The organism is Kutzneria sp. CA-103260, from assembly GCF_018263855.1.
Classification (GTDB): Bacteria; Actinomycetota; Actinomycetes; order Mycobacteriales; family Pseudonocardiaceae; genus Kutzneria.
Map to the genome: position 1 here is coordinate 9,996,756 of NZ_CP073318.1, position 16,478 is coordinate 10,013,233.

At 70.8% G+C, this 16,478-nt stretch carries 15 protein-coding genes; 10 read left to right on the forward strand and 5 right to left on the reverse strand.

Features of this window, described 5'->3' with window-relative positions; all coding sequences use genetic code 11:
* The first annotated feature begins 56 nt into the window (after nucleotides 1–56).
* The gene (locus JJ691_RS44800; RefSeq protein ID WP_211772125.1) at nucleotides 57–476 is read left to right on the forward strand and encodes an SsgA family sporulation/cell division regulator; all 420 of its coding nucleotides are present in this window, start codon (nucleotides 57–59) and stop codon (nucleotides 474–476) included.
* Here the strand turns inward: JJ691_RS44800 and JJ691_RS44805 are convergent.
* Nucleotides 451–1,860 (reverse strand): APC family permease, encoded by a 1,410-nt coding sequence (locus tag JJ691_RS44805; protein WP_256449320.1) that lies wholly within the window; start codon nucleotides 1,858–1,860, stop codon nucleotides 451–453. The genes JJ691_RS44800 and JJ691_RS44805 overlap by 26 nt on opposite strands.
* Before the next feature lie 118 nt (nucleotides 1,861–1,978).
* Between JJ691_RS44805 and JJ691_RS44810 the strand changes: the two genes are divergently transcribed.
* Together JJ691_RS44810 and JJ691_RS44815 are read left to right on the forward strand one after the other, a co-directional pair.
* Nucleotides 1,979–2,275, forward strand: coding sequence for a hypothetical protein (locus JJ691_RS44810; protein ID WP_211765473.1), 297 nt, complete (start codon nucleotides 1,979–1,981; stop codon nucleotides 2,273–2,275).
* Between the two features lie 97 nt (nucleotides 2,276–2,372).
* Nucleotides 2,373–3,557 carry an ROK family transcriptional regulator gene (locus JJ691_RS44815; protein WP_211772126.1) on the forward strand — a complete coding sequence of 395 codons (1,185 nt, stop codon included), beginning with the start codon at nucleotides 2,373–2,375 and terminating at the stop codon, nucleotides 3,555–3,557.
* A 309-nt stretch (nucleotides 3,558–3,866) separates the two neighbouring features.
* Here JJ691_RS44815 and JJ691_RS44820 read toward each other — a convergent pair whose 3' ends face one another.
* Nucleotides 3,867–4,604 carry a DUF305 domain-containing protein gene (locus JJ691_RS44820; RefSeq protein WP_211765474.1) on the reverse strand — a complete coding sequence of 246 codons (738 nt, stop codon included), beginning with the start codon at nucleotides 4,602–4,604 and terminating at the stop codon, nucleotides 3,867–3,869.
* The gene (locus tag JJ691_RS44825; RefSeq protein WP_211765475.1) at nucleotides 4,604–5,446 is read right to left on the reverse strand and encodes a DUF3105 domain-containing protein; all 843 of its coding nucleotides are present in this window, start codon (nucleotides 5,444–5,446) and stop codon (nucleotides 4,604–4,606) included. The genes JJ691_RS44820 and JJ691_RS44825 overlap by 1 nt, the downstream gene beginning before the upstream one ends.
* Before the next feature lie 187 nt (nucleotides 5,447–5,633).
* Here JJ691_RS44825 and argS point away from each other — a divergent pair, with 187 nt between their 5' ends.
* The 6 genes from argS to rho all read left to right on the forward strand — a co-directional run bounded on the left by argS (nucleotide 5,634) and on the right by rho (nucleotide 14,378).
* On the forward strand, nucleotides 5,634–7,313 hold the full coding sequence (gene argS / locus JJ691_RS44830) for an arginine--tRNA ligase (RefSeq protein WP_211765476.1): 1,680 nt from the start codon (nucleotides 5,634–5,636) through the stop codon (nucleotides 7,311–7,313).
* Between the two features lie 5 nt (nucleotides 7,314–7,318).
* On the forward strand, nucleotides 7,319–8,743 hold the full coding sequence (lysA, locus tag JJ691_RS44835; RefSeq protein ID WP_211765477.1) for a diaminopimelate decarboxylase: 1,425 nt from the start codon (nucleotides 7,319–7,321) through the stop codon (nucleotides 8,741–8,743).
* Between the two features lie 2 nt (nucleotides 8,744–8,745).
* Nucleotides 8,746–10,038: a homoserine dehydrogenase gene (locus tag JJ691_RS44840; RefSeq protein ID WP_256449321.1), complete on the forward strand. Its 1,293-nt coding sequence runs from the start codon at nucleotides 8,746–8,748 to the stop codon at nucleotides 10,036–10,038.
* Nucleotides 10,035–11,120, forward strand: coding sequence for a threonine synthase (thrC, locus tag JJ691_RS44845; protein ID WP_211765478.1), 1,086 nt, complete (start codon nucleotides 10,035–10,037; stop codon nucleotides 11,118–11,120). Before JJ691_RS44840 ends, thrC begins: the two co-directional genes overlap by 4 nt.
* Nucleotides 11,117–11,992, forward strand: coding sequence for a homoserine kinase (thrB, locus tag JJ691_RS44850; protein WP_211765479.1), 876 nt, complete (start codon nucleotides 11,117–11,119; stop codon nucleotides 11,990–11,992). Before thrC ends, thrB begins: the two co-directional genes overlap by 4 nt.
* A 328-nt stretch (nucleotides 11,993–12,320) precedes the next feature.
* A complete protein-coding gene (rho, locus tag JJ691_RS44855; protein ID WP_211765480.1) occupies nucleotides 12,321–14,378 on the forward strand; it encodes a transcription termination factor Rho in 2,058 nt (685 codons plus the stop codon).
* Nucleotides 14,379–14,507: 129 nt separating this feature from the next.
* Here rho and JJ691_RS44860 read toward each other — a convergent pair whose 3' ends face one another.
* Together JJ691_RS44860 and JJ691_RS44865 are read right to left on the reverse strand one after the other, a co-directional pair.
* Nucleotides 14,508–14,999 carry a CHAP domain-containing protein gene (locus JJ691_RS44860; protein WP_249227435.1) on the reverse strand — a complete coding sequence of 164 codons (492 nt, stop codon included), beginning with the start codon at nucleotides 14,997–14,999 and terminating at the stop codon, nucleotides 14,508–14,510.
* Between the two features lie 108 nt (nucleotides 15,000–15,107).
* Nucleotides 15,108–15,506 carry a hypothetical protein gene (locus tag JJ691_RS44865; RefSeq protein ID WP_211765481.1) on the reverse strand — a complete coding sequence of 133 codons (399 nt, stop codon included), beginning with the start codon at nucleotides 15,504–15,506 and terminating at the stop codon, nucleotides 15,108–15,110.
* 236 nt (nucleotides 15,507–15,742) lie between these two features.
* Here JJ691_RS44865 and rpmE point away from each other — a divergent pair, with 236 nt between their 5' ends.
* Nucleotides 15,743–15,955, forward strand: coding sequence for a 50S ribosomal protein L31 (gene rpmE / locus JJ691_RS44870; protein WP_211765482.1), 213 nt, complete (start codon nucleotides 15,743–15,745; stop codon nucleotides 15,953–15,955).
* The last annotated feature ends 523 nt before the right edge of the window (nucleotides 15,956–16,478 follow it).

The following is a 16,478-nucleotide window of genomic DNA, read 5'->3' on the forward strand; positions in this document are numbered from 1 at the left end:
CTGCGTCCCACCTCTGTCACGGGTGAAGACGTGAGAGAGCGAAGGGGACGGACATGATGGGCAACGACCGCAAGGTGATCACGTCGAGGGTCGACTTCGGCTTCCTGGCCGCGCACGACTTCCTGGTGCCGCTGGAGGTGGAGCTGCGCTACGACACGCTGGACCCGTTCGCGGTGGTGGCGGCCTTCCGCCCGGGCCGGGACGACTGCGTGGAGTGGGCCTTCGCCCGGGACCTGCTGGCCGACGGCCTGATCGGCGACGCCGGTGAGGGCGACATCCGGATCAGGCCGTCGGACAGCGATGTCGAGATGGTCGTGGTGGAGCTGCGCTCGCCGTCGGGTCAGGCGGTCTTCGAGGCCCCGGCGGAGGACCTGGCGGAGTTCCTGGACGAGACCTACGAGGTCGTCATGCCCGGCAACGAGCACCTGTGGGTGGACATCGACGCGGAGCTCACGCGCCTGACGTCGATGTCGTGAGGTACGCCTCCGTGATCTCCTTCGGCCCGAACGGCCAGATCCGCTCGACCCGGGCCCAGATCAGGAACGCCACGACGCCGACGACCACCCAGGCGACGGACAGGCCGATGGACAGCCAGTCGGTGGAGAAGTACAGGTAGATCCAGCCGACCACGGCGATGATCAGCGGCACCGGGAACAGCCACATCTTGTACGGACGGTTCAGGTTCGGCTGCCGCCGCCGCAGCACCACCAGGGCCGCGGCCTGGGCCAGCGCCTGGACCAGCACGATGACCGTGGTGAGCATGTTGATCACGGTGGTCAGCGTGAACAGCGAGCCGACGGCGGTGATGACGCCCATCACCAGCAGGCCGACGGTGGGGAAGTGCCCCTTGGGGTGCAGCTTGGCGAACTGGGGAAGGAACAGCTTGTCGCGGGCGCCCTCGTAGGGCACCCGGGAGCCGGCCAGCAGACCGGCGAACACCGAGGCGAAAGCGGTCACCACGATGAGCACGGTCACGATGTCGGCGGCCGTCGAGCCCCACGCGGTGGACACGGCCAGGGTGGCGACCGAGGTGGACTTGGCCACGTCCTGCCAGGGCAGCACGCCGAGGATGCCGACCTGGAGCAGCAGGTACAGGCACATGATGCCGACGATGGACAGGATGATCGAGCGCGGCAGCGTCTTGCCCGGCTCGCGCACCTCGCCGCCCAGGTACGCGCTGGTGTTGTAGCCGAGGTAGTCGTACACCGAGAGCACGAGTCCGGCGCCGAGGCCCATGAAGAACGGCCCGCCCGCGGCGAACGTGCCCGGCGCGTAGGTGAAGGCCATCGCGCCGTTGAAGTGGCTGTACGCGGCGATGATCACGGCGAACATGCTGACCAGCATCACGCCGAAGAACACGGTGGTGATCCGGGTGGTGTCACCGATCTTGCGGTACAGCATGGCGACGACGACCGCGGTGATCACGATGCCCACGATGTGGCCGAACGTGTTCACGTTGCCGCTGCTGTCCACCACCGCCGGCCACAGCGCGCCGAGGTACTGCACCAGGCCGATCACGCCGGTGGACATGATCAGCGGGATGTAGAGGATCGCGGTCCACACGAACAGGAACGGCATCAGCCGCCCGGTCCGGTACTGGAACGCCTCCCGCAGATAGATGTAGGTGCCGCCGGCGCCCGGCAGCGAGGCCCCGAGCTCGGCCCAGATCAGGCCGTCGGCCAGCGCGATGATCGCGCCGATGACCCAGCCGAACACCGCCTGTGGACCGCCGACGTCCGCGACCATGATCGGGATCGTCAGGAACGGCCCGACGCCGCACATCTGGGTCATGTTGATGGCGGTCGCTTGCCATGGCCCGATCTTGCGTTCGAGGCCCACCTGTTGCGTGTCCGAAGCCACGCCCCACCTCCCTGGTCGAATTAGGAAAGGTTCTTAACATATAGACCAGGTGATGGGGAACACGCCGACGGTGACTGCCGACGAAGTCGTGACCTGATCTTGCGGGAGACTGAGCCGCGTGACGCCGTCCGGCCTATTCCCGGAGTCGTGGCGGATCGCGTCCGACGACCAGCGGGTCGACCTGGAGAAACAGCTGGTGGAGGCGGTCGCCGACGACCATCCCCTGGCGCTCGCGCCGGTGGCCGCGGTGGCCTCCTGTGTGGACTGCGCGGCCGTGGTCTACACGGCCGGACTCGGCCGTGAGCTGGTCTGGACCATCGTGACCTTCGGTCGGTCGGACAGCGCCGGTACCCGGGTCGATGTCTTCCCGGCCTTCGCTGGTCTGCGCCGCGCCCTGGCGGCTCACCTCCATTGATCCGGTCAACTCCTACTATGGGAGGTCGGCGGGGCCTTGGCCCCTGGACACGGAGGCAAGCGGTGTGAGGGCGCCACAGGTCGGCACGCCCGCGAGCATGCGGGAGCTCAACCAGCGGATCGTGCTGGACCGGCTGCGTGGCGGCGGCGCCGCGACCAGGCCGAGCCTGGCCAGGGACACCGGACTGTCCAAGCCGACGGTCGGGCAGGCGCTGCTCGACCTGGAGCAGGACGGACTGGTTCGGGAGGCGGGGCGCACCAGCGCCGGCCCCGGCCGGTCGGCGGTGCTCTACGAGGCCGACCCGGCGGCCGGGCACGTGCTGGGCATCGACATCGGCCGCGGCCGCATCCGGCTGGCGGTGGCCGACCTGGCCGGCACGGTCGTGGCCAAAGTGGACGAACCCAACCGCTGTCGCTCGGCCAGCGCCCTGGTGCGCACGGTGCACGAGATGGCCACCGGCGTGGTCGGCCAGGCCGGCCTGCAACTGCCCGATGTGGTGCTGACGGTCGTCGGCAGCCCGGGCGTGCCGGACCGCCGCGGCCGGATGCTGCACTACGCGCCGAACCTGCCCGGCTGGGGCCGTCGCGGCCTGCTGGACGAGCTGGAAGCGGTGTTGGGCCCGAACCTGGTGGTGGAGAACGATGCCAACCTGGCCGCGGTGGGCGAGCGGGACCAGGGCGCGGCCCGTGGCGTGGACGTTTTCGTCTGCGTGAACGTGGGCACCGGCATCGGCATGGGCATCGTGGTCGATGGGCAGCTGTTCCGCGGCGCGCACGGGGCCGCAGGCGAGGTGGGCTACCTGCCCTATGGCTGGGTGGACGCGGAGTCGGAGGGCTGGACGCCGTCCACACCGGGCATGTTGGAGCAGGCCGCCGCCGCGAACTCGGTGGTGAAGCTGGCCCGTGAGCACGGCGTGCGCAACGCCGGCTCGGCCCGTGAAGTGTTCCAGCTGGCCCGGCAAGGCGACGCCGGTGCGCTGGCGGTGGTCGAGCAGGAGGCGGTGAAGCTGGCCTTCCTGGTGGCCTCGGTGTCGGCGGTGATCGACCCGGAGGTGGTGCTGCTGGTCGGTGGCATCGGGTCCAACACCGACCTGCTGGTGGAGCCGCTGGAGAAGGCGCTGCACGAGATCAGCCCGATGGCGCCCCGGATCTGCCCCGGCGAGCTGGGCGAGAACGCGGTCCTGACCGGCGCCATCGCCACCGGCCTGCGCGGCGCCCAGGACATCGTGTTCGAGCGTCGTGGCGAGAATCTGGTAACACAGCGCAGCGGTGTGAACGCCTAGTTTGAACGTTTCACTCGTTTGGCGGAATCCGACCCGAGGTTTGGTGGCATAGCGTGAGCAACACCTCCTCGGGAGGGAAAAGGGTCGCACAAGGGGATAAATACGAGGCAGGCCGAGACGGGGGTCAGGTCCACCTCACGTTCAGGGAGCGGTCCGCCGCGCCGCTTTCGCCCGCTCCCTGAACGTCTCACCCCACACAGACGCACAACAGGGGCCGCCCCGGGCAGGGCGGCCCCTGTTGTTGTGCTGGGAAGGGGGCATTCCTGGCGTTCAACGCCAGGAATGCCCCCTTCCCAGCATCAAGGCGGGTCAGTTCATCGGCAGCGGCTGGATGTTCTTGGCCGCCATCATCTGCTTCATCAGCTCGACCTCGGAGTCCTGCGACTTCAGCATGTTCTCGGCCAGCACACGCACCGCGGGCACGGTGGCGTGCGCGGCGGCGAACTGGGCCATCGGCGCGCCGCCGAGGTGATGGCGCATCATCAGCTGCAGGAAGTAGGCGTCCATGTCCGGCCCGGTCAGCGACTGGAGCTTGGAGATCTCGTCGCCGCTGGCGTAGCCGGGCATGTGGTCGACCCCGTTGGACGGCATCTGGTTGCCGTTCATGCCGGGCATGCCGGCCATACCGTCGCTGGGCCCGGCCATCCACGCCATGTACCGCCCGGTCGGGGACTGCTCGGGCTGGCCCCACAGCATGAGCCAGCCTCGCATCCGTCCGGACTGGTCCTCCTGGGTGGACTGGATGTCGAAGGCCAGCTGCCGGATCTGCGGGTCCTGGGTGTGGTCGCGGGCCCAGTTGGCCATGGTCACGGCCTGCTCGTGGTGCAGGGACATGTCCTGGGCGAAGCCGACCTCGACCGAGCCGGGGCCGGGGCTGCCCGACCCGTCGCCGCTGCCGGGCAGCTTGATCAGCAGCCCGACGGCCGCGCCGAGCAGCAGGATGGCCACCGCGGCGGCGGCCAGCACCAGCACCCGCGTGGTCGCGGAGACGGGGCCGCTGGGCAGCTCCTCCTCCGCGACCTCGTCGAGTTCGTCGGTCTCGGTCATCACTTGGACGGGCTGGTCGGGGCGGCGCCGGAGGCGGGCATGCCGGCCGGCTGCTGCTCGTTGGTGGCGCTCTGCGAGCCGGAGCCGGTCATCGGCACCGCGTCCGGGCCCGGCTTGGACGGGTCGAACGGCGGCGGGTTCTGCGGGTCGAACTGGCCCGGGCCCAGCGCGTCACAGCTGGCGCCGACCTCGGGGTACTCGTACTGGTTGGTGCGCAGCGCGGAGATGAACTCGTCGATGCGCGGGTCGCCGGCGCTGTCCACCTTGAGCTGGTGGCCCCACGACTGCAGCGAGACCGCCTTGTCCAGGCCCGGGTACGGGGACAGCATCATGAACTGCTTGCCCTGCACCTTGAGCTTGAGCGTGTTGAGGTCGTCGCCCTTGATCTTGTCGGGGTTGTAGGCGATCCACACGGTGCCGTGCTCCAGGGCGTGCACCATGTTCTCGCTGCGCACCGCGTTCTGGTAGACGATGCCGTCGCAGTCGGCCCAGAAGCCGTCGTGCGGGCCGCCGAAGGGCGGCGACTGGTCGTAGGCCACCCGCTGGGTGGGCTGCACGTGCTGGCCGGACTTGTAGTCCTTGACCACGACACCCGGGATCTTGGTCGACGGGTCCTTGTTGCTGTCGCTGGGCTGCCACTGCGCCAGCGCGGCCTGGGCCTCGTTCTTGGCGCTGATCTGCGCATAGGCGTACCCGAACACGCCGATGGCCAGCAACAGCACGACGACGACGGCGATGATGGTGCCCCAGGGCTTGCCCTTGCCGCCCACCACCTGTCCGCGCGCCGCGTTGACGGCGTTCTTCTTGCTGCCGCCGCCACCCTTCTTCTTCCCGCCGGCCATCTCCCCGCCCTTGGCATCGTGAGCTGGACCACACCGGTCCAGACCTTCGGCGGCCAGTGTAGGGACCGGGGATGAGAATTCCGTCAGACCCCGATCCGGTCACGGCGTCGGGACCAGGGCCGTTCCACCCCTCGGTCTGTGAATAACCCCATCGCGAGCTGCGAATACGCTCTCCTAGACTGCCGGGGTGACTCCAGCCGCTCTCGCCGATCTTGTCCGTTCCGCCGCCGTCGACGTCCTCACCTCCCGAGGCCTCGACACCGGCGTGCTTCCGGCCGAGGTGACAGTGGAGCGACCCCGCAACCCGGAGCACGGCGACTACGCCACCAACCTGGCCCTGCAGGTGTCCAAGAAGCTCGGGGTGAACCCCCGGGACTTCGCCGGCTGGCTGGCCGAGGCCCTGACCAAGCAGGACGGCGTGGCCGCGGTGGACGTCGCCGGGCCGGGCTTCCTCAACCTGCGGCTGGACGCCGACGCGCAGGGCGCGATCGTGCGCGAGGCGCTGACCGCCGGCGCGGCCTACGGCCACAACGAGCTGCTGGCCGGCAAGAAGATCAACCTCGAGTTCGTCTCGGCCAACCCGACCGGCCCGGTGCACCTGGGCGGCACCCGGTGGGCCGCGGTCGGCGACGCCCTGGGCCGGGTCCTGGAGGCCGAGGGCGCCGCGGTGACCCGGGAGTACTACTTCAACGACGCCGGCGCGCAGATCGACCGGTTCGTGCGCTCGCTGGTGGCCGCGGCCAAGGGCGAGCCGGCCCCGGCCGACGGCTACGGCGGCGGCTACATCGCCGACATCGCGGCCGAGGTGATCAAGCGGGAGCCCAGCGCGCTGTCGCTGCCCGAGGCCGAGCGGGACGAGACGTTCCGGCGCACCGGCGTGAACCTGATGTTCGACGAGATCAAGCAGAGCCTGCACGACTTCGGCACCGACTTCGACGTCTACTTCCACGAGAACTCGCTGCACGAGTCCGGGGCCGTGGACCGGGCCGTCGCGCAGCTCAAGGCCTCTGGCGACCTCTACGAGGAGGACGGCGCCTGGTGGATCCGGTCCAAGGACTTCGGCGACGACAAGGACCGGGTCGTCATCAAGAGCGACGGCGCGCCGGCCTACATCGCCGGTGACATCGCGTACTTCAAGGACAAGCGGGACCGCGGCTTCGACCTGTGCATCTACATGCTGGGCGCGGACCACCACGGCTACATCGGCCGGCTCAAGGCGGCCGCGGCGGCGCTGGGCGACGACCCGAACACCGTCGAGGTGCTGATCGGCCAGCTGGTGAACCTGGTCGCCGACGGCAAGCCGGTGCGGATGAGCAAGCGGGCCGGCACGGTGATCACGCTGGAGGACCTGGTCGACGCGGTCGGCGTGGACGCGGCCCGGTACTCGCTGATCCGGTCCTCCGTGGACTCCGCCGTGGACATCGACCTCGACGTGCTGCGCAAGACCACCGCCGAGAACCCGGTCTACTACGTGCAGTACGCGCACGCCCGCATCGCCCGGGTGCTGGAGAACGCGGCCGACCTGAAGATCGAGCTCGGCGACGTCGCCGACGCCGACCTGACCCTGCTGACCATGGACAAGGAGGGTGCGCTGATCCGCACCCTCGGCGAGTTCCCGAAGGTCGTCGCCTCGGCGGCCGAACTGCGCGAGCCCCACCGGGTGGCGCGGTACCTGGAAGGCCTCGCCGGCGCCTTCCACAAGTACTACGACGACAAGGACGACCCGGACACGGCCAGGGTCCTGCCCAAGGGCGACGAGGAGGTGTCGCCGCGGGCGGTCCCGCAGCTGCACCTCTACCGCGCCACGCAGCAGGTGCTGCGCAACGGGTTGGCCCTGCTCGGTGTCTCCGCCCCGGAACGGATGTAGCCGCGATGCGCGCACACCCCGCCGGCCCACGTCACGCCGACGTGTTGGTGCCGGCGAACACCGCAGGAACCCGACCGTCCACTTCGGACGAGATGGACACGTTGCCGGCCAACGTGTGGCCGCTGAACACCAGCCGCCGCGCGGACGGCGTGGTCGAGCTGGCCGGCGTGGACGTGCGGGAGCTGGCCGAGCAGTACGGCACGCCGCTGTTCGTGGTCGACGAGGACGACTTCCGCACCCGCTGCCGCACGCACGCCGAGGCGTTCGGCGACCCGGCGCTGGTGCACTACGCGTCCAAGGCCTTCCTGTCCGTGGAGATCGCCCGCTGGGTCGCGCAGGAGGGCCTGGGGCTGGACGTGTGCAGCGGCGGCGAGCTGGCCATCGCGCTGCGCGCGGAGTTCCCGCCGGAGCGGATCGCCTTGCACGGCAACAACAAGTCCTCGGCCGAGCTGGCCATGGCGGTGGACGCCGGTGTCGGCGTGGTGGTGCTGGACTCGTTCCTGGAGATCGCCCGCCTGGACGAGATCGCCCGCGGCCGCGGGGTGCGGCAGCCGGTGCTGATCCGCGTGACGGTCGGCGTCGAGGCCCACACCCACGAGTTCATCGCCACCGCGCACGAGGACCAGAAGTTCGGCTTCTCGCTGGCCGGTGGCGACGCCGCCGAGGCGGCCCGCCGGGTGCTCAAGGCCGAGGGGCTCAAGCTCGTCGGCCTGCACAGCCACATCGGCTCGCAGATCTACGACGCCGACGGCTTCGAGATCGCCGCGCACCGGGTGATCGGTCTGCTTTCCCGGCTGCACAAGGAACATGGCGACGACGCGCTGGCCGATCTGACCACTGTGGACCTCGGTGGCGGGCTCGGCATCGCCTACATGGCCGACGACGACCCGCCGCCGGTCGGGCAGCTGGCCGAGCAGCTGCGCCAGATCGTGCGCAAGGAGTGCGACAACGAGGGACTGCCGGTGCCGCGCGTGGCCGTGGAGCCGGGCCGGGCCATCGCCGGCCCCGGCACTGTCACGGTGTACGAAGTCGGCACCACCAAGGACGTTGTGCTCGGCGGCGGCACCGGCCGCCGCTACGTCAGCGTCGACGGCGGCATGAGCGACAACATCCGCACCGCCCTGTACGACGCGGTCTACGACTGCCGGCTGGTGTCCCGCCGCGTCGACGAGGACGTGCCGGCCACGCTGTCCCGCGTGGTGGGCAAGCACTGCGAGTCCGGCGACGTCGTGGTGCGCGACTGCTGGCTGCCCGGCGACATCGCCCCCGGCGACCTGCTCGCGCTGGCCGGGACCGGCGCCTACTGCTACGCCATGGCCAACGGCTACAACCGGTTGCCCCGTCCGGCGGTCGTCGCCGTCAAGGACGGCCAGAGCCGGCTGTTGCTGCGCAGGGAGACCGAGGACGACCTGTTCCGCCTGGAGGCATAGTCGTGAAACCCATCAAGGTCGCGATGCTCGGCTGCGGCACCGTCGGCACCGAGGTGGCACGGCTGCTCACCGACCAGGCGGAGGACTTCGCGGCCAGGATCGGGGCGCCCGTCGAGCTGACCGGCATCGCGGTGCGCCGGCCCAACAAGCACCGCGAGGTGCCGGCCGAGCTGCTGACCACTGACGCCGACTCGCTCGTCGAGTCCGATGTGGACGTTGTCGTCGAGGTGATCGGCGGCATCGAGCCGGTGCGCTCGCTGCTGCTGAAAGCGCTCAACGCCGGCAAGTCCGTGGTCACGGCCAACAAGGCGCTGCTGGCCGAGCACGGCCCCGAGCTGTACGCGGCGGCCGACGCCTCCGGCGCGGACATCTACTTCGAGGCCTCGGTGGCCGGGGCCATCCCGTTGCTGCGCCCGCTGCGCGAGTCCCTTGCCGGGGACCGGATCAACCGTGTGATGGGCATTGTCAACGGCACCACCAACTTCATCCTGTCGGCGATGTCGGCCACCGGCGCCGGCTACGCCGAGACGCTGGAGGAGGCCAGCCGTCTCGGCTACGCGGAGGCGGACCCGACCGCGGACGTGGACGGCTTCGACGCCGCGTCCAAGGCGGCGATCCTGGCCTCGCTGGCCTTCCACACCCGGGTCACCGCCGGGGACGTGCACCGTGAGGGCATCTCCGCGGTCACCTCGGCCGACATCGCGGCCGCCCGGGGACTGGGCCGCACGGTGAAGCTGCTGGCCATCTGCGAGCGGGTCACCGACGCGGAGGGCGTCGAGTCCGTGGCCGTCCGTGTGCATCCGGCGATGATCCCCAACAGCCACCCGCTGGCCTCGGTCGGCGGCGCGTTCAACGCGGTGTTCGTCGAGGCCGACGCGGCCGGCCAGCTGATGTTCTACGGCCAGGGCGCGGGCGGCGCGCCGACGGCCAGCGCGGTGCTCGGCGACCTGGTCGCGGTGGCGCGCAACATCGTCGCCGGCGGGCGGGGCCCGCGCGAGTCGGCGTACGCGGAGCTGCCGGTCCGGCCGATGGGCCAGGCCAGCACCCGCTACCACATCAGCCTGGACGTGGCCGACCGGCCGGGCGTGCTGTCGCAGGTCGCCGCGGTGTTCGCCGAGCACGACGTGAGCATCGCCGTGGTGCGCCAGGAAGGCCGTCCGGTGGACGCGAGCCTGGTGGTCGTCACGCACGCCGCGTCCGACGCGGCGCTGCGCGGCACGGTGGACAAGATCGCCGGGCTGCCGGTGGTGCGTGAGGTCGTCAGCGTGATGCGGGTCGAAGGGGAAGAGTCATGATCACAGCGGCCCAAGGGACGTCGATCAGGCCCGGATGGCCCGGGATCATCGCCGCGTACCGGGACCGGATCCCACTGCCGGCCGACGCCGAGATCGTCACCCTGCACGAGGGCGGCACGCCGCTCGTCGAAGCCAAGCACCTGTCCGAGTTGACCGGCAACCGTGTCTTCCTGAAGGTGGAGGGCGCGAACCCGACCGGATCCTTCAAGGACCGCGGCATGACGGCGGCGATCAGCCTGGCCGTGTCGCAGGGTTCCAAGGCGGTCATCTGCGCCTCCACCGGCAACACCTCCGCCTCGGCCGCGGCCTACGCCGCCAAGGCCGGGCTCACCTGCGCGGTTCTGGTGCCCAGCGGCAAGATCGCGCTGGGCAAGCTGGCCCAGGCGGTCATGCACGGCTGCCGCATCCTCCAGGTGGACGGCAACTTCGACGACTGCCTGGAGCTGGCCCGCAAGACCGCCGCCGAGTTCCCGATCTCCCTGGTGAACTCGGTGAACCCGATCCGCATCGACGGCCAGAAGACGGCCGCCTTCGAGGTGTGCGACGTGCTCGGCCAGGCGCCGGACGTGCACCTGCTGCCGGTGGGCAACGCCGGCAACATCACCGCGTACTGGAAGGGTTACACCGAGTACGCGAAGGACGGCGTGATTGCCGCCGCGCCAAGGATGTTCGGCTTCCAGGCGGCCGGCGCGGCGCCACTGGTGCAGGGCAGTCCGGTGCGCCACCCGGAGACCATCGCCACCGCGATCCGCATCGGCGATCCCGCGTCCTGGGACGGTGCGGTGTCCGCCCGTAACGAGTCGGACGGCTTGATCGACGCTGTCACCGACGACCAGATCCTTGCCGCGTACCGGTTGCTGGCCTCGCGGGAGGGCGTGTTCGTGGAGCCCGCCTCCGCCGCCAGCGTGGCCGGGCTGCTGCTGACGGCCGCGGATGGCCGGCTGCCCAAGGGTTCCACGGTGGTGTGCACCGTGACCGGTCACGGGCTGAAGGATCCGGACACCGCGCTGAAGGACATGCCGGCGTTCGAGGTGCTGCCGGTGGAGCCCGGTGCGGTGGCGCACGCCCTGGAGCTGGTGTGAGGGCGGTTCACGTCCGGGTTCCGGCCTCCACCGCCAATCTGGGCTCCGGGTTCGACGCACTGGGCCTGGCGCTCGGCCTGTACGACGAGGTCACCGTGGAGGTGGCCGAGTCCGGGCTGCAAGTGCACGTCGAGGGCGAGGGCGCCGGGCAGGTGCCGCTCGACGAGGATCACCTGCTGGTGCGGGCGATCCGGGCTGTCGACGGCGTTCCGGATGGGCTGGTTGTCCGGTGCCGCAACACGATCCCACACTCCCGCGGTCTCGGCTCGTCGGCCGCGGCGGTGGTCGCGGGCGTGGCCGCCGGCTACGCGCTGGCCGGCAAGACGTTGGATGACCGGGCGTTGCAGCTGGCCTCGGAATTCGAGGGGCATGCCGACAACGCCGCGGCCAGCCTGCTCGGCGGCCTGGTGCTGGCCTGGGCCGAGGGGGAGAAGGGGCAGTGCTTCCGAGCCGTTCGGCTCGAACCGCACCCCGACCTGGCGGCGATGGTGTTCATCCCGGCCACCGAGTCGTCCACCAAGACCACGCGCGGCCTGCTGCCGGCCCAGGTGCCGCACGCCGACGCCGCGTTCGCGGCCGGGCGGGCGGCGCTGGCGGTGCACGCGGTGACCACCGCGCCGGAACTCCTTTTGCCCGCCACGGCGGATCGACTGCACCAGGGGTACCGCGAACCGGCCTGGCCGGACACGATCCGTGTTGTCGAAGCGCTGCGCGCGGCCGGCCTGCCGGCCACTGTGTCCGGTGCCGGCCCCACGGTGTTCACGCTGGTCAGCGGGGATCAGGAGGTGCCGGCCGAGGTGGATCTGACCAGCTTCCAGGCCCGCCGGCTGAAAATCGACCGGGACGGCGTACAGGTTCGGCCGATCGGTTGATTTCGGCACAAAGTCCTGGTCGCGGCTGTTGCCACGAGTACGCCACGCCGGGGACCAGTTGTTGCACCATGCCGGCGTGCCGTCTACCCTCAGGGTAGATCAGTCACCGAGCGCACGGGCGCCGGTGTCGTGCCCGGGCACTCGTCCCGGTACGCATCTCCCGATCGGAACGTCCAGTCGACGTCTGGCGGGATACCCGGCCGCTGTGGTGACCGACAAGTCCCGTGTTCGCGGCGTTTCGCCCGCTCGCGGGCACCCGCGCCGTTCAGCTTTCGGGACGGCGCAGCTGGTCCAAGTAGGAGGCTCGGACCGGTCAGGAAGGACATGTGTGAGCAACACCGATCTCTTGGGCAGCGACGCGGTGTCCGCCGCGCCGGGTTCCCAGCAGGACTCGGCTCCTGCCCCCCGTATCGAATCCAAGGAGACCCCGCTGACCACCACGAAGCGCCGCGCAGGACTGTCCGGCATGGTGCTCGCGGAACTGCGCGAGCTCGCCGGTCAACTCAACATCAGCGGCACCGCGGGCATGCGCAAGGGCGACCTGATCGCCGCGATCAAGGAGCGCCAGGGGTCCTCCGGCGGCCGCGCCGAGACCGCCGAGCTGCCGCTGACCGGTGTCACCGCGTCCAAGCCGGCCCGCCGCACCGCTGAGAAGCCCGCCCGCGCCGCCGACGGCAAGAAGGAGAAGGCCGCCGAGGCCAAGGCTGAGGCCGCTCCGGTCGAGGCCGCCGCCGCGCCCGCCCCCGCTGCTGAGGCAGCGCCTGCGGAGACCGCGCCCGCGGCCCGTCAGGGCGAGGAGGAGGGCGGCCGCCGCAACAACCGGCGTCGTCGCGCCGCCGGCCGTCCGGCCGGCGCCCCCGACAGCTCCGACCAGCAGCAGTCCGCCGCCCAGCCGGCCGGCGACCGCCCGCAGCAGGGCGAGCGCCAGGAGCGGCCGGAGCGCCAGGACCGCCAGCAGGGCGACCGCGGCGAGCAGCGTGAGCGGGGCGAGCGCAACGAGCAGCGCGACCGGGGCGACCGCCAGCGTGACCGCGGCGACCGCAACGACCGGGGCGACCGCAACGACCGCGGTGACCGGGGCGACCGCCAGCAGAACAACCGGCCGGACAACCGCCAGCAGGACGACGACGACGAGCGCGGCGGCCGCCGCGGGCGTCGGTTCCGCGACCGCCGGCGCGGCCGCGACGGCGCCGAGCGCGGCCAGGGCGGCGGCGGTGGCGACACCGAGGTCCGCGACGACGACGTGCTGCTGCCGGTCGCCGGCATCCTGGACGTGCTGGAGAACTACGCCTTCGTGCGCACCTCCGGCTACCTGGCCGGCCCGAACGACGTCTACGTGTCGCTGTCGCTGGTGCGCAAGCACGGCCTGCGCCGCGGCGACAACATCACCGGCGCGGTGCGCCAGCCCCGCGAGGGCGAGCAGCAGCGGCAGAAGTTCAACCCCCTGGTCCGGGTGGACACCATCAACGGCCTCGAGCCCGACCAGGTGCGCAACCGGCCGGAGTTCACCAAGCTCACGCCGCTCTACCCGAACGAGCGCCTGCGCCTGGAGACCGAGCCGCACATCCTCACCACCCGTGTCATCGATCTGGTGATGCCGGTCGGCAAGGGCCAGCGCGCGCTGATCGTGTCCCCGCCCAAGGCCGGCAAGACCTCGGTGCTCCAGTCGATCGCCAACGCGATCACCACCAACAACCCGGAGTGCCACCTGATGGTCGTCCTGGTGGACGAGCGTCCGGAAGAGGTCACCGACATGCAGCGGTCGGTGAAGGGCGAGGTCATCGCCTCCACCTTCGACCGCCCGCCGGGCGACCACACCTCCGTGGCCGAGCTGTCCATCGAGCGGGCCAAGCGCCTGGTGGAGATGGGCCACGACGTGGTCGTGCTGCTGGACTCGATCACCCGTCTGGGCCGCGCGTACAACCTGGCCGCGCCGGCCTCCGGCCGCATCCTGTCCGGTGGTGTCGACTCCACCGCGCTGTACCCGCCGAAGCGCTTCCTCGGCGCGGCGCGCAACATCGAGGGTGGCGGCTCGCTGACCATCTTCGCGACCGCGCTGGTGGAGACCGGGTCGACCATGGACACGGTCATCTTCGAGGAGTTCAAGGGCACCGGCAACGCCGAGCTCAAGCTGGACCGGCGCATCGCCGACAAGCGGGTCTTCCCCGCCGTCGACGTCGACCCGTCCGGCACCCGCAAGGAGGAGCTGCTGCTCCCGCCGGACGAGCTGGCCGTGATGCACAAGCTGCGCCGCGTGCTGCACGCCCTGGACAGCCAGCAGGCCATCGACCTGCTGCTGGACCGGCTGCGCAAGAGCCGCACCAACATCGAGTTCCTGATGCAGGTGGCCAAGACCACGCCGGGCAGCAACGGCGACGACAACTGATCATCGCCTGAACAGCGGTGAAGGGGCCCTTCCTGACGTTCAACGTCAGGAAGGGCCCCTTCCTATCGGGTGGGGACCCCGTGCGGGGGGCTCAGCGGATCCCCGGGAGTGGGACGTGGTCCCACGGGCTCACTGGTGCGGGCGGGCCGGCGGGGTCCAGCCCCGGTAGTTGTTGAAGTAGTCGTAGCCGCCCATGGCCTTGGTGACGTGGCCGATCCGGCCGTTGACGCTGGAGGCCCAGAAGCCGCCGGCGCCGTCGGAGATGCCGACGTGGCCGTAGGCGCTGATGTTCCAGTAGACGAACGCGCCCAGCGGCGGGTTGCGGTCGCCCGCGTGCTTGGGGGACGCGCCGTTCCAGTGGGCGTTGGCCGAGGCCCACACGCCGGTGGTGCCGTAGGCGTTCTCCGCGGCCTTCTCGCAGTAGCCCTGGTAGGCGGTGCTGCCGTTGTGCGCCTGGTACCAGGCGACGGCCCCGGCCGGCGTGCCGTCGCCGGCCGACATGGGCGCGGCGACGACGGCCGGCGCCGCGGCCGCCTCGGCCACCGGGACGGCGCCCACGACGGCGACCGACAGGGTGACGGCTAACACGGCCTTGGCCGCGGTTTTCAGAAAACTGTTCACGGCTTGTCCCCTCAGGAAGTGAGATCTTGGCGAGGTGGACGCAACGCTAGGTTCGTGACCGGAGTCACGTCATCGGTCGTTGCCGTGACCGGAAACGGGAACGCCGGGTCACGCCCCGAGGTCAGCCGAAAGTTGGTGCTCCCACACGCACAGCGCCACCGCCGCGGCCGCCGCCGGGCCGCCGATCACGATCGCCACCAGGTCGGGCACGGTCAGCCAGCTCAGCGCGATGCCGCTGGCCAGCACCAACGCCGGGTACCAGCGGGCGATCCGGCGCAGCTGGGACCGCCGCCCCCACGGCACCCCCGAGTGCAGCGCCGCCGTCACCGCGGCCGCCGCCCCGAACACCGGCGCCGACAGCGGCTGCGTGCCGTCGCCCACACCCAGCGTCAGGCAAGCGGCCCCGAGCAGGCCGAGCACCGTGGCCGTGAACAGCACGGGCACGGTCAGCCACACCGCCAGCGGCAGTGGCCGCGGCGGCGAACAGGCGTCCAGGGCGCATGACACGCGGCACAGTGTGGCGAATAGGCCGTTCGGCGGGTGGGTGAGGTCGCCGGAAGGCTCGTCGCAGCGCTCGGCGGGCCGTGCCGTGCGGCGAGTGGTCGACGGGGAACAAACCAGTGGGGCGGCCTGTTTATCCAGGTGTCGGGCCATCTGGCAGAATGGATGGTCGAGTCAGGCTCCGGTTCACCCCAGCACCAGCCAAGGGGACCCGGCGGCCGCCGATGAGAGGAAGCAAGCACATGAGGGCCGGCATTCACCCGGAGTACGTGGAGACGTCCGTGACCTGCGGTTGCGGCAACACCTTCACGACCCACAGCACCAAGACCTCCGGTGCGATCCACGTCGAGGTCTGCTCCAACTGCCACCCGTTCTACACGGGCAAGCAGAAGATCCTGGACACCGGTGGTCGCGTCGCCCGCTTCGAGGCTCGCTACGGCAAGCGCAAGAAGTGAAGTTGCGATAACCACAGGCTCGGGCGGCGTGTGTCCGCGGAAAGCGCGGACCGCGTCGCCTGCCTGCCTCTCTGGGGGACACCCCCAGACCCCCGAGCGTCGAGAGGGCCCCGTAGCCGACTGGCTGCGGGGCCCTCTCGCGTTGTGCCTCGACCCGGCGTCTGGGGGTTGCGTCGGGTCCTACCCGCCCAAGGAACGGGCGCGTGTGCACTGCGGTACTGCTGGGAATGAGTGGTGCGCCGTGGCGGCGCCGGCTGGGGGCTACCGACGCCGCCACGGTCTTCCATCGCCGCACCGGGGGCTCTCCCGGACCCCGGTGCGGTTCGACACGACTAGACTGCCCCCGGCGGTCCGGCCGGCTCATCGTCAAAATTGGGTATCCGTCGTTGCCAACCAACCGGATGTCCGACTTCTCGGTGACCGAGATTCGTGCCCGTAATCCGGATAACACGTCCGGGGGCGCGGTCGATAGGCCGGTTGGTTGAAGCATCATCAAGGCGGCCGATCTCCCACGGCCGCGCCG